General features: G+C 58.0%; 7 protein-coding genes. 3 read left to right on the forward strand and 4 right to left on the reverse strand.

What is annotated here, in order from left to right; genetic code table 11:
* Nucleotides 1-942 (reverse strand): glycosyltransferase family 2 protein, encoded by a 942-nt coding sequence (locus ACYZT0_RS20190; protein WP_462042693.1) that lies wholly within the window; start codon nt 940-942, stop codon nt 1-3.
* Nucleotides 939-1,313, reverse strand: coding sequence for a GtrA family protein (locus ACYZT0_RS20195; protein ID WP_282375304.1), 375 nt, complete (start codon nt 1,311-1,313; stop codon nt 939-941). Before ACYZT0_RS20195 ends, ACYZT0_RS20190 begins: the two co-directional genes overlap by 4 nt.
* 257 nt (nt 1,314-1,570) lie before the next feature.
* Between ACYZT0_RS20195 and ACYZT0_RS20200 the strand changes: the two genes are divergently transcribed.
* Entirely contained in the window at nt 1,571-2,695 is a 1,125-nt protein-coding gene (locus ACYZT0_RS20200; protein ID WP_462042694.1) for an OpgC family protein, read from the forward strand.
* 54 nt (nt 2,696-2,749) lie between these two features.
* Here ACYZT0_RS20200 and ACYZT0_RS20205 read toward each other — a convergent pair whose 3' ends face one another.
* Nucleotides 2,750-4,171 carry an amino acid permease gene (locus ACYZT0_RS20205; RefSeq protein ID WP_462042695.1) on the reverse strand — a complete coding sequence of 474 codons (1,422 nt, stop codon included), beginning with the start codon at nt 4,169-4,171 and terminating at the stop codon, nt 2,750-2,752.
* A gap of 662 nt (nt 4,172-4,833) precedes the next feature.
* Between ACYZT0_RS20205 and ACYZT0_RS20210 the strand changes: the two genes are divergently transcribed.
* On the forward strand, nt 4,834-7,953 hold the full coding sequence (locus ACYZT0_RS20210; RefSeq protein ID WP_462042696.1) for a transglycosylase domain-containing protein: 3,120 nt from the start codon (nt 4,834-4,836) through the stop codon (nt 7,951-7,953).
* A 151-nt stretch (nt 7,954-8,104) separates the two neighbouring features.
* Entirely contained in the window at nt 8,105-13,174 is a 5,070-nt protein-coding gene (locus ACYZT0_RS20215) for an NEL-type E3 ubiquitin ligase domain-containing protein (protein WP_462042697.1), read from the forward strand.
* Between the two features lie 59 nt (nt 13,175-13,233).
* On the opposite strand, the gene ACYZT0_RS20220 is transcribed toward ACYZT0_RS20215, so the two are convergent.
* The gene (locus ACYZT0_RS20220; RefSeq protein WP_462042698.1) at nt 13,234-13,734 is read right to left on the reverse strand and encodes a CS1 type fimbrial major subunit; all 501 of its coding nucleotides are present in this window, start codon (nt 13,732-13,734) and stop codon (nt 13,234-13,236) included.
* Nucleotides 13,735-13,742: the final 8 nt, after the last annotated feature.

Raw genomic sequence — 13,742 nt, forward strand, 5'->3', positions numbered from 1 at the left:
CTAAAACCCGAGCCGGTCTTTGCCGCCGACGACATCTTTGACTATGTAGCGCGGCCGATGCTTGGCTTCGATGTAGATTCGGCCGACGTACTCACCGAGGATGCCGATGCCGATCAGCTGTACGCCGCCGAGAAACAGAATGGCCGTCATCAACGACGGGTAACCGGGGACGCTGTTGCCGAAGAAAACCTTGTCCAGCACCATGTACACCGCGTAGAGCACCGCGAAGATCGAAATACCGCCACCGACGTAAGTCCATAAGCGCAACGGCACCGTACTGAATGAGGTCACGCCTTCCAGTGCCAGGTTCCAGAGCTTCCAGCCATTGAACTTGCTGGTGCCCGCCACTCGCTCAGCTCGCTCGTATTCCACTACCACGGTGGTGAACCCGGCCCATGACAGCACGCCCTTCATGAACAACTGATGCTCGGGAAGCGCACGTATAACGTCGACTACCTTGCGATCCATCAACCGGAAATCCCCGACGTTTTCTTCGATCCGGGTGTAAGCGATACGGTTCAGCACACGGTAGAACAGCGACGCGCTGTGGCGTTTCAGGTAACTGTCGGCGCTGCGATCCCGGCGCTTGGCGAGCACCACATCCGCGCCTTTTTGCCATTGGTCGATCAACCGCGGGATGACGCTGATCGGATCCTGCAAATCCACATCCATGGGAATCACCGCATCGCCGGTGGCATATTCCAGGCCGGCGAACAACGCCGGTTCCTTGCCGAAATTGCGCGAGAAGTTGATCAGCAATACCTGATCATCGGCTTGCGCCAGGGCCTTGACCTCATCAGCCGTGCGGTCGGAACTGCCATCGTTGATGAACACGATCTCGACCTCTGCTGGGTCAAGCCTCAACTCGCGACGCACTGCCTGATAAAACAGGCTGATCGCCTGTTCTTCATTGAATACCGGAACGATTAACGAGACTTTCATGCGTTACGCTCGCGAAAGACCACGTACTTTGAAAACAGAAAGCCAAGCACCAGGCTCAACGCCGAAAACATGGCCACTGTCAGCAGACCGTGAAGTTTCCACACGTCTCCTGCATGGCCGACACCCAGACTCAAACCTCCCATGGCCCCCAGAAACAAAAGATAGCCGCCAACCGACGCTTTGGCATCGAAGGTGTAAAGCGCGTTCATGTAGAAGGAAAACGAGGCGGCAACGCAGAAGGCTGCCAGGTTGCTGACAGCCTGACTCAAGTCAGCCCCCACACTCAGCAGGAAAAAGATTTGCCAGTGGATCAGCGTGTTGGCGACACCAACCACCGTGTAGCTGGAAAATCCTTTCCACAAGAGCCTCATGGTGACTCTCCCGTTTCACGTCATAAAATTTTGAACCTGTCTACTGTCAGAAATCACAGGTCTGATGGCCTTTCAGACCAGCGGTTATTTGTGACCAGCGGTAGGGCCACCGCCATTCCAGGAGACATCCCGTAATACCCCGGTTTTTGCAATTGCCTGCGAATCACGCCACCCTGCGCGCCGCCGATGTGCGGCGCGTAACCTTTTGGCGCCTTCGGCTACTCCTTATTTCAACATCCGTTCACGAGCCCGCCGTCATGACGTTTGAGCGCGATCACCGAATCGACTTTTTTCGCGGCCTGGCACTGATCTTCATCTTTTGGGATCACGTGCCTCACAACCCCCTTGGCCAAATCACCCTGCGCAACGTCGGTTTCAGCGACGCCGCAGAAATATTCGTGTTCCTGGCCGGTTATGCGGCCGTTCTGGCCTATGGCAAAATCCTTGCGCGCGAGGGTTACCTGATCGCCTGCGTGAAGATTCTGCGGCGTGCCTGGGTGCTTTACGTGGTCCATATTTTCCTGCTGGCCATGCTGATGGGCATCGTGTTCTTCGCCAACAGCCATGTGGAAACCCGCGACCTGGTGGAAGAAATGGGCCTGCGTCACTTCATCACCAACCCTCAGCAAGCGTTGACGGATGAGTTACTGCTGCGCTTCAAGCCGAACCTGATGGACCCGCTGCCGCTGTACATCGTGCTGCTGGCGGGATTGCCACTGGTCCTGCCGTTGCTGGTGCGCAAGCCGTGGGCGGTCGTAGCGGTATCATTGGCGGTGTACCTGCTGGCACCGCGGTTTGGCTGGAACCTTGCGGCAATCAAGGACGGTGTGTGGTACTTCAACCCCGTCACCTGGCAACTGTTGTTTGTCCTCGGCGGCTTTGCGGCGATTCACTGGCAGCGCCCACGGTTGCCCGACTCTCGCCCGCTGTTGCGCCAGCCCTTGTTTGTCAGCGCGGCGGTGTACGTGGTGGTTACCGGCGTGATTACTATCTCCTGGCGGTGGCCGGAAATACACGATGCCGTGATGCCAGCCAGCCTGAGCAACCTGCTGTACCCGATCAGCAAGACCGATCTGTCGCCGGTCCGGCTGCTGCACTTCCTGGCGCTGGCCTATGTCACCGCCAGGCTCTTGCCCGGCAACGGCTGGACGCAAAACTGGCTGGCGCAGCAATGCTGCCGCATGGGGCGCTACTCACTGGAAGTTTTCTGCCTCGGCGTGCTGTTGGCGCCCTTGGCGGACATGCTCAATTCGTTGGGCGGCGATGCCTTTGTGATGCAAGTCTCCAGCGCAGTGCTGGGGGTTGGGTTGATGGCGTTGCTGGGCGCGTGGCTGGATTTCAACAAACGCCTGAATCGATCAATGCAAACCGCGACAGCCTGAAATGCAAAAGCCCCGGCCAATGGACCGGGGCTTTTTCATTTCAGGCGTTACGCCTTACGAAGCCGAACGCACCGCACCTTGCGACACATTGGTCGGTTGCAGCTTGAACACGTAGAACAACACCGTCAGCAATACCAGGAACGCCGGGCCTACATACAGTGCTACGCGGGTTTCCGGGAAGTACGCCATAAGGCCGACCACCAGCACCAAAAACGCCAGCGCCAGATACGAGCTGACCGGGTACAGCCACATCTTGTATTTCAGGCCGGCACGTTCGCTGGCACTCAGGCCTTTGCGGAACTTGAGCTGGGCCAGCAGGATCATCACCCAGGTCCAGATCGCGCCGAAGGTGGCAATCGCCGTCACCCAGACGAAGACTTTCTCAGGCACCAGGTAGTTGAGCAATACGCCCAACAACAACACGCCGATAGACAGCAGCAAGGCGCGACGCGGCACGCCGTTGTTCGAGGTCTTGGCAAAGCCGGCCGGGGCCTGGCCATTCTGCGCCAGACTGTAGAGCATGCGACCGGTGCTGAAAATGCCGCCGTTGCAGGACGACAGTGCGGCGGTGATCACCACGAAGTTGATGATGCCGGCGGCGGTCTTGATACCCAGGCGCTCGAAGGTCATCACGAATGGGCTGCCCTGAGTGCCGATTTCGTTCCACGGGTAGATCGACAGAATCACGAACAGCGCACCAACGTAAAACAGCAGAATCCGCCAGAACACCGAGCCGATCGCATTGGGAATAGTCTTCTGCGGATTCTTCGCTTCACCGGCGGTCAGGCCGATCATTTCGACACCGAGGTAGGCGAACATCACCATCTGCAGCGACATCAATACGCCTTGCACGCCGTTGGGCATGAAGCCGCCATGAGCCCAGAGATTGGAAATCCCCAACGCCACGCCGTCATTACCGAAACCGAAAGCGATCACACCGATGCCGCCGACCACCATGGCAATGATGGTGACGATCTTGATCAGGGCGAACCAGAATTCGAACTCACCGAAGGCTTTCACCGCAATCAGGTTGATCGAACCCATGCTGATCAACGCGGCGAGTGCCCAAATCCAGCGCGGCACATCGGGGAACCAGACGCCCATGTACACCGCCACCGCAGTGATTTCCGCAACGCAAGTCACCAGCCACAGGAACCAGTAGTTCCAGCCGGTCAGGAAGCCCGCCAAGGGGCCGAGGTAGTCTTGAGCATAACGGCTGAAGGAGCCTGCCACGGGGTTGTGCACCGCCATCTCGCCGAGGGCGCGCATGATCACCAGAATCGCCAGACCGCCGATGATGTAGGAAAGCATGATTGCCGGACCGGCCATCTCGATGGCCTTGGCCGAACCGAGGAACAGGCCGACGCCGATACAAGCGCCCAGCGCCATCAAGCGAATATGCCGTTCGCCGAGTTCGCGTTTGAGCGGGCCGCCTTGAGCGGTCTCGCCGTGGGGCAGGTGATTGCCGACTGGCATAGGGGTACAACCTCGTCTTGTTATTGGATATGACCACCGAGTAACGAAGCGCTGACCGGTAAGCCATTGCTTCTGAGAAACCGGGCCTGCTTCGTGAGCAAACCCGTCTTGTAGGACAAAACCTGCAAGATCAGCGGGGCGTGCAGTATAAAAAGCTTCCTACAGGGCTTTTCACTCTATAAACCACAACATTCAGCGAGAACTCTCGGGAAGAGCGCGGTTTACGGAGGGGCATTACCTGGGTTATGCAGGATTATTCGTCACTGAAACGGCGCGGAGTATTGCACGGTAATGGTGCGTCGTCATGTTCCTATCCAACCAGTATTTACACGGAGATGGCTCTACTTCAACCCTTTCAGGCCTCCTCAATTTCTGTGACGAGGGAAGCGTTGTGGCGAGGGGATTTATCGGAACGCCGCACCGCCCCGTTGGGTGGCGCAGCCGCCCCAAACCAGCCCCTCTTCCCTTTCAGAAAGACCGCATTTGAAGCATTTACGACTGCTGCGCAGCCGGACGGGGCGGTGCGGCGTTCCGATAAATCCCCTCGCCACAGGTCAAAGTGGATCCACGACATTTGGAGGATCACAATTTTTTCACCATCGCCAACCACCGTCTAAGCTTCAGACAAGTCCGATCAATCTGCGTGAATGGATCAGTCGACTATGGGCGTTTTATGGCAAACCGATTCGAGTAAAAATGTGGTCCCGACTGAACGTGTGGATGAAGCGCCTTTACCTGAAAAACCTCGTAGCAGTCGCACGAAACACGGCTGGGGGGCTTTCTGGTTGTTGTTGCTGATTATTCTGATTGTCCTGGGTCTGGCTGCCGCCAAGGAAATGCGCACCTCGAAATTTCAATCCCGGGAAGTCAGCCAATTTGCCACCTCCCTGACCTATGACATGCAACGCGGCCCCAGTGACGCCATTCGTTATCCCGGCGCCGGGCCTTTTGACCTGCGTCTGGGCTACAGCTCCCTGGATGAATTCCTGCCGCGTCTGATCAAGCGCGATTACGTTGTTGCGTCACAAACCCGGTTTTCCCAAAGGCTGATGGACTACACCGACAAGGGCTTTTTCGTGCCCTACGCGGAGAAAATCCAGGCTGGATTGTCGATCACGGATTGCCGAGCGGCACCGCTTTACCAGTACAAATACCCACAACAACTTTATTCAAGCTTTGCGGCTATCCCACCCGTAGTGGTCAACAGTTTGCTGTTCATCGAAAACCGCTTCCTGCTCGATCCCCGTCAGCCCCGGGCCAACCCCGCGGTGGATTGGCCGCGGTTCGGCATGGCGGCATGGTCCCAGGTCGCCAAGTTGTTGCACCTGCCAGGCCAGTCGGCGGGCGGCAGTACCCTGGCGACTCAACTTGAGAAGTACCGGCATTCGCCCGATGGCTTGACCGTGTCGGGCGCGGAAAAAATCCGCCAGATGATTTCTGCCAGCGTGCGCGCCTATCAGGCCGGACCGGAGACCCTCGAAGCCCGGCAGAACGTGGTTCGCGATTACCTCAACAGCGTGCCGCTGTCGGCCGTACCGGGCCACGGTGAAGTGCATGGTATGGCCGAAGGTTTGCGCGTTTGGTACGGCGCCGATTTCAACAAGGCCAACGAACGGCTGGCCAGCAACGCGACAGATCCGCAAAGCATGTCGGAAAAAGGCCTGGCGCTTCGTGAAATGCTCTCGTTGATGATTGCCCAGCGCCGCCCTTCCCATTACCTGACCAAGGGTCACGAGGAGCTGGCCGACCTCACCGATAGCCACATTCGCCTGCTGGCACAGAACGGCGTGATCGATGCGCCCCTCGCCGCAGCGGCGCTGGCCAGCAAAGTGACCTACCGCGACTGGCAGACCCAGCCGACCATTCAACCGATCGAAACCAACAAAGGCATCAGTGTGGCGCGCAGTCGATTGGGCGGGTTGCTCAATCGGCCGCTGTACGATCTCGATCGTCTCGATCTCTCGGCCACCAGCACGCTGCAGGGCGATCTGCAAACCCAGGTCACCGAATACCTCAAGCATTTGGCCGACCCGGTTTTTGCGACACAAATTGGCCTGATGGGCGAACGCCTGCTGACGCCCACCAGCACCACGCAAGTACGCTACAGCTTCACCCTGTTCGAACTGACCCCGGACGGTTCGCGGGTGCGGGTGCAGACCGACAGCACCGATCAGCCTTTCGATATCAATGAAGGCAGCAAGCTGGAACTGGGCTCCACCGCAAAAATGCGCGTGCTGACGACCTATCTGCAAATCATCGCCGAGCTGCACGATAAGTACGCTGAGATGACCGTACCGGAATTGAAGAAAGTCGACGTCCCAGACCAGGACCGTCTGAGTCGCTGGGCCGTCGATTACCTGATCCAGAATAAAGACCGCAACCTGCCGGCAATGCTGGGTGCCGCGCTGGACCGCAAATACTCCGCCAGCCCCGGCGAAGCCTTTTTTACCGGCGGTGGATTACACACGTTCGTGAACTTCCGCAAAGAAGACAACGGCCGCCTGCCAACGCTGCGCGATGCCCTGCGCGAATCGATCAACCTGCCATTCATTCGGCTGATGCGTGATCTGGTGCGCTACACCACCTACTCCGGCCCCAACAGCAGTGCCGAGTTGCTCAAGGACGATCGCGACCCTCGGCGTCAGGAATACCTGGCCTCTTTCGCCGACAGCGAAGGCACGTCGTTCCTGCTGAAGTTCTGGAAGAAGTACAAAAACAAGGACACCCAGGCGCGGCTCGAAACCTTCCTCGACAGCATGCGCCCGACGCCGATTCGCATGGCCGCCGTGCATCGTTATCTGCTGCCACAGGCCAGTCAGGAAAGCTTCAACACCTTCGTGCGTTCACACCTCGCAGGCGCCAAGCTCACCGAAAAACTGACGGACGAGCGCCTCCAACGGCTCTACGAAAATTACAGCCCTGGCGCCTACGACTTGCCGGATCAGGGCTTCATCGCCAAGGTTCACCCACTGGATCTTTGGCTGATGGGCTACCTGCTGAACAACCCGGATGCCAAGTGGAGCCAGATCGTCAAAGCCAGTCAGTTCGAACGTCAGGAAGTCTACAGTTGGCTGTTCAAAAGCCGTCACAAAGGGGCGCGCGACAGCCGCATTCGCACCATGCTAGAGATCGAAGCGTTCCTCGACATTCACCAGCGCTGGCAGAAAGTCGGTTATCCGTTCGACCACCTGGTGCCGTCGCTGGCCACCGCCATCGGCAGCTCCGGCGACCGCCCGGCGGCATTGGCGGAGCTGATCGGCACCATTCTCAATGACGGCGTGCGGATGCCGACCCTGCGTATCGACAGCCTGCACTTCGCGGCGAACACGCCGTATGAAACCAAACTGATCAATGACCCGGATGTCGGTAAACGGGTGATGCCGTCCGAGGTCGCCACGGCCATGCGCGAAGCCTTGTCGCAAGTGGTGGATGCCGGTACGGCCAAACGTGTTTCTGGCAGTTTCATCACGCCAGATGGCAAACCGCTGGCCATGGGCGGTAAAACCGGGACCGGGGATAACCGCATTGAAGCCATCGGTTCGGGCGGACGGATTCTCAGCTCGAAATCCATCAACCGCACGGCGACCTTCGTGTTCTACATCGGCGATAGCCATTTCGGCACCTTGACCGCGTTCGTACCCGGGCGCACGGCGGAGGCGTTCAAATTCACTTCGGCGCTGCCGGTCCAGGTGCTAAAGGGCATGGCGCCGATTCTGACGCCGTATCTGCAACCGGGTACTCATACGCAATGCCTGCCGGTCGAGGTAGCTCGCCGCGGATAAAAAAGGGGCGGTAATTAATTATTTTCGGCATTGATAATTCCAATGCGTTGTGGGGACGAACGCTTACTAAGCAGCTGTAATTCGAACTTTTACTTTGAGCCTCGGGCGTTAGGCTGATGACTCCCATTAATGCCCAAGGTTTATCAACAGCATGCCTGACTTACAAGGAAGTACGTCTGAACTGTCGCAAGCCGACAATAAAGGTCGTCATTACGCGTTCATCGAGAGCCGGATTCACCCCACATTCAAGAACACTCCGTTGCGAAGCGTCAGACAGCTGGCCCTAACGAAAACAACGCCGGCGCCATGGATCAAGACAGCCGCGGACCGCGATCACGCGCACTTGCAAAATGCCAACCTCGAACTCTGGTCCTCTCGCAACAAGATCGACCGTTTCCTCGACAAGTTGCAAAACATTTACCAGTTCGCCGAGCCGTTACTTACCGACGCGCTGAAGAAACAATTCGGTGTTGAGGTCGATGTAAGAACTACTTACTTGCATCTTTATCTACCCAAAAAAAATCCTTGGTACATCATCGATTCGAACGACGGGTTCGTCACGCGAACCGTATCGCTGCTCGATGCCGCGCTGCACAACTTCGCCCGAAACGAAACGTGTGAACCAGACTCGGAATTCATCAGCCAGCCCGATTCCCGTGGGCACTTCGCCGTGTTGCCGATCAAACGCAAGATGTCTATCCCCGGGTTTCAGAATTTGTGCCGCGAACTGGACATCGGCGCGCACTACAGCCAATACCTGGAAGAACAGCTGCGGCCCAGGGATGGCGTTGCGCAGTATGTGTTGCAGCGCTGGATCACAGATAGCGAGAAAGCGGCCTTCAAGGCAGCGGTTCAACAGGCGGTAATGACCGGAGATATCGACTTCGGCGCCCGCGTCCTGATCCTCAACATGCTCGACGGCCAGCGCAAGCTGCTGCATAACGGCAGGGCAATGCAATTCGCTGAACTGTACATTCTGGACAGCCGGCTGACAGGCATCGTGCTGATCGCCCCGGATCTGGAGCAGCATCGCGGTGTCGTGCCAGTCATCGCTTACGTGCCGCAAGACCCGGAGCACCCGCTCAAGGAATACCCCTCGACCAGCGCTTTCATGAGCGAACTGACCCGGCAACTGCGCGACAATGCCGTCATCTCTTCCACCGGCATGAGCTATCGCCAGTACTTCAGCCGGTTCGTTGATCAGATGCAACGAGGGCATTTTTTCGGCGAACTGCAACAACGCCTGTTCGATGTGAAATGGCATTACAGAGCAACAACGGACCCGCTACCGAACTGGAGGAAAGTTCCGAAAAACGCCGTTCATCTGCAGTTCAGCGCAACGCCGATCAGAGTCGACCTTTGGGAACACCAGTACCAGGCAAAACTGAACAAAATCCTCAATGATGCCCAACACATCGCTGTGTCCACCGCCGATACCGATCGCAATGCACGTTGGGCGTGGTGGGACAACTTCAAGAAAATAGTTTCGGACATCTTCAATGTGGCGTTGCTGGTCGTCACACCGTTCGTCCCCGGCGTGGGGGAATTGATGATGGTGTACACCGCGTATCAGATCACCAGCGACGTTATCGAAGGCATTGTTGACCTGGCCGAAGGGCTGCGGATTGAAGCCGCCGAGCATGTCGTCGGCGTGGTCACGGACATCGTTCAATTGGCCCTGTTTGCCGCAGGCGCGAAGATCGGAGAGATTGCCAGGCTGAAACTGTCGCCGCTGGTCGAAGGCATGAAACCGGTGACCCTTCCCAATGGTGAGCCACGACTGTGGCATCCCGATCTCAAGGCTTACGAGCGGCCGGATCTGACCCTGGCGACCGACTCCAGGCCCGACAAACTGGGCCTGCATGCCCACGAAGGGCAAACAGTTTTACCGTTGGACGACAAGCATTTCGCCGTGCATAAAGATGCAAAAACCGGCGACTACCGCGTCACCCATCCGGAACGCCCGAATGCCTATAGGCCCGAGTTGCAACACAACGGTCTCGGCGCCTGGACCCACGAAGCGGAGAACCCGCGGACCTGGGATAGACCGACACTGATGCGGCGCCTCGGCCACAGTGTCGATGCCTTCAGCGACGCCGAGCTGGAAAACGCGCGCATCATCAGCGGCACTGAAGAGGGCGCGTTGCGCAAGATGTACGTCGACCACACGGCCCCGCCGCCGCTTCTGGAAGACAGCGTTGGACGCCTGGAAATCCAGCGGCTGATCGGCGAAACCATTCAACGGATTCGAACAGGACAGGCGCTCGATCCCTCATCCTACTGGTTCGACCCGATGGCGACTTACCTGGATGGCTGGCCTTCGGAAAAGGCACTGAAGGTTTATCAAAATGCCGATCTGACAGGGCCTTTCCACCAGTACGGCAATGCCACCGCAACCGGCGAGCAAACCCTGTCCACCAGCCTTTCTCACATTTTGAGCGAGCAGTTTGCGCAAAGCCTGGTCGACTTTCTCGATGCCCCGCAGCTCGAGGCTTTGCTCGGTGGGACATTCGACAGAACCGAACAGGTCCAAGCACTGCGCAATCGCTTGGCTGATGAAGCACAACGCCGTAATGCAGATGTCTTCAATTACTTGTATCAAGGCGCACAGGCCACCGCCGATCCTGAGGTCCAGCTGATTCGCGAAGCCTTTCCCGAGTTGCCCACCCGTGCGGCAAAAATCCTGTTGAGCCGCGCCGAAGGTGCTGACCTCGAGCGCATGGCCCAGGAGCGTCAGCTGCCATTAAGCATTAAAGTCCGCGCCCGTGAAGCCGCTTTCGAGGCACGAACGAACCATGCCTACGCCGGGTTCGAGGACGCAGTGCAGTGGGTGCCGGAAACGGAAAACCTGATTCTGAACGCGCTGAAACTGCATTCCGATACCTTCCATGAGCTACGGCTCGAAGTGCGTGATGCCTCAGACATCGGGCCGCTGCGGTGCAGTGTCGGTTCGCAGGACGCGTCGACGGTCCGCGTGCTGATCCGGGATGAAAGGGGCCGGTATGAAATAAGGGATGGCGACAATCGCCCACTCAGTGAAGCGCAGGACTTTTACGAAGCGGTCCTCCAGGCCGTGCCCGCGGATAAACGGGTGCAATTGGGCTACCGGCCAGGCCAGGGCATTTTTCTTAAGCAATGGGTGATGGCCAAAACCGATACACCCGTCGCACGCCGTACCGCGCTGGCCGAGCCGCCGATCCGCAGGATCGCGGTAGTCGAAGACATGCTGTTGTTGCGCGGCCCGACGCTGTCCAGATCGGCGACCACGCTCACTGAACGGGTGGAGGATTTGTATCCGCATTTTAGCGAGCGCGAGACCCGCACCTTTGTCCGCTCCCTCGGCCCGGAAGAACAAGGGCATCAGACACTGACACGACTGGAACGCGAGCTGGATGATCTCAAGGTGCTGCTCAATCAATGGCGATTCCAGCAACCTGAAGGCTGGGGGCCGGGTAGCCAGTCCTTTCGCGACAAGGGCGGACTGCACATTTGCGATCGACTGATCGAGTGTTTCCAGCGACAGGCGACGGTCTTCGGCGAGCGCAGTATCACTGCCGAGGGCGGGTATGCGCTGGACCTGTCGGTGGAGCTGCTTCCCGTCAGCCTTGAGCGGTGGTGGAAAAAGCTGCCGAATCTCAAACCGTACCTTGATCAGATCGACACCCTGAATCTGGACCGCACACGTTTTTCCGCAAAGGCTTCCGGCCTGCTTAAGGACTTCCCGCATCTACGGCAGCTGAGTGCCAGGGCCTGTGAGTTGAAACAACTGCCCGAAGGCATCGGCCAGATGCACTTCCTTCGAACCCTGCGCCTGATCGACAACCAGATCACGTTGACAGCAGCGGATGTCGAGCGCCTGAAAAATCTGACCCGCATGGAAACCATCAGGCTCGATGACAATCCGCCGTTGGGCCTGCTTCCGAACGTTGAACGCATGCCCAGGCTGAAAGTGCTGTGCTTGAGCAACACGGGCGCTACCACATGGCCCCAGGGCGTCCTCGGGCTCGGGCCATTCAACAAGCCTCGGCCCCGGGGGTTTTTTCTGGATCTGCAGCAAAACCCGATCAGTGAAATCCCGACCGTGGTGCCGGGCTCCCACGATGCCTTGATCGTGGCGCGCACCCGCGTGCATCAATGGGATCTCTCTGACACCAATAAGGTTGTGTTCCAGGAATATCGGCGCTCTGTCGGCCTTTCGCCTGAGCAAGCCTATGCCCAGGGAGCATTGGACGCGATCGCCCAATGGCCCATGAAGGACGACTCCGAATGGTGGAGTAACAACGTCTCCGGGCTGGGCACCTTCCGGGAAGAAGCCTGGCACGACCTGATGAGCGAGCCTGGCTCCGAGGGCTTTTTTGAGCTGATCCAGAAACAGACACTCGGCGCCGATTACCGGGCCGGCGGTGAAAGGCGCGACCAGCTCAGCAGTCGGGTCTGGCGGATGATCGAGGCCATTGACCTGGACACCGGGTTGTGCAAGGACCTGTTTGAAATGGCGACGGCGCCCACCACCTGCGCCGATGCCGGTGCGCAGGTGTTCAACCACATGGGCATCAAGGTGCTGGTGTCCGAAGCCTATGCCTTTTCGACGTCGACCGAGGACCTTGAAAACAGCTTGGCCACTCTTGCAAAAGGCGCCGCTCGCCTCGCACGGGTGGAAGACATCGCGCGCGCTGATTTCTCCAGTCGCGAAGGCAATCCTGATGAAGTGGAGGTATTTCTCGCCTATGAAACCGGCCTCGCCCAACGCCTCGGTTTACCTTGGCAGTCGGAGTCGATGTTGTTCCGCCCGATAGCGGGCGTCAGCGGCAAAACCCTCAATACGGCCTTCGACACGGTGATGTCGATGGAAGTCGGCGATGGCTTGATCAATGACATGATTGAGCTGCCGTTCTGGGAAAAATACCTGCGTGATACTTATCCAAACGAATTCACGCGCAACACCCGGCTCTACGAACAGAAGTCAGAACTACTGGATCAACTGCGCGAAAGCCAACAGGCCTGGGTCATCGCCAAGGGAGGGTCGACGGCGCACAGACAGAACCTCAAACGGCATCTTCAAAACCTGGCCAGGCAACTGGATATCGCCGACAGTAGCGTGCTCGTCGAGCAAGCGATGAGCGATGAGGTTTATGGCCAATTGCTGAACGACATTGGTTATCAGGAAAAAGAGCTGAGCAGGCGGCTGACGCGCGAGGCACTGCAAAAATCCTCGTCATAAGGTTCAAACGCAAACACCCCTGATGCCTGTGCATCAGGGGTACCCGTTGATGCAGACATTCATGCGCCCGGTGTTTTGGCATTGAACATCAACAGAACGTTGCCACTGTAATCGCCCGGCCGATAACCCATCCACGGTTTTAGCGGAATGATCTCGAGTAAAACGCGAACACCGGTCGCCGCATCCTCTTGCGACACGACATCCTTCGGAGCAGCGTCGGGTAGCAAAATCACGCCATTGAATATGACCCGTAAATTAAGGTTTTCGCCTGGCCTGCCGTTGGACAGATAGGCCCAGTCTTCCAGGCGCGCCTGGATGGCGCTGGATGCATGCCGCACATCAAAATACTTGCGCACGGTGCTCAGTTCCGAGGTGACTGGGTTCCAGTCCAGGCGCTGCAGCTGATGTATCCAGCCGGGTTCCGTCGGCATGATGTAAAACGAGCGGTTCGGGACTTCCAGAAACAGCTGAAAGGTGTGCTGCTCCCGAGCTGCCCACGCCACGGAGTCCATCAGCCCGGCGATTGCCGTCAGCGCGAAGAAAGCACATTGCTTGATCATATCGATTA

This window comes from Pseudomonas sp. ZS1P83, from assembly GCF_054897825.1.

What these genes read in the sequence shown, in the direction of transcription:
- ACYZT0_RS20190 (WP_462042693.1), bottom strand. Translation starts at nt 942, where the DNA reads ATGAAAGTCTCGTTAATCGTTCCGGTATTCAATGAAGAACAGGCGATC.
- ACYZT0_RS20195 (WP_282375304.1), bottom strand. Translation starts at nt 1,313, where the DNA reads ATGAGGCTCTTGTGGAAAGGATTTTCCAGCTACACGGTGGTTGGTGTC.
- ACYZT0_RS20200 (WP_462042694.1), top strand. Translation starts at nt 1,571, where the DNA reads ATGACGTTTGAGCGCGATCACCGAATCGACTTTTTTCGCGGCCTGGCA.
- ACYZT0_RS20205 (WP_462042695.1), bottom strand. Translation starts at nt 4,171, where the DNA reads ATGCCAGTCGGCAATCACCTGCCCCACGGCGAGACCGCTCAAGGCGGC.
- ACYZT0_RS20210 (WP_462042696.1), top strand. Translation starts at nt 4,834, where the DNA reads ATGGGCGTTTTATGGCAAACCGATTCGAGTAAAAATGTGGTCCCGACT.
- ACYZT0_RS20215 (WP_462042697.1), top strand. Translation starts at nt 8,105, where the DNA reads ATGCCTGACTTACAAGGAAGTACGTCTGAACTGTCGCAAGCCGACAAT.
- ACYZT0_RS20220 (WP_462042698.1), bottom strand. Translation starts at nt 13,734, where the DNA reads ATGATCAAGCAATGTGCTTTCTTCGCGCTGACGGCAATCGCCGGGCTG.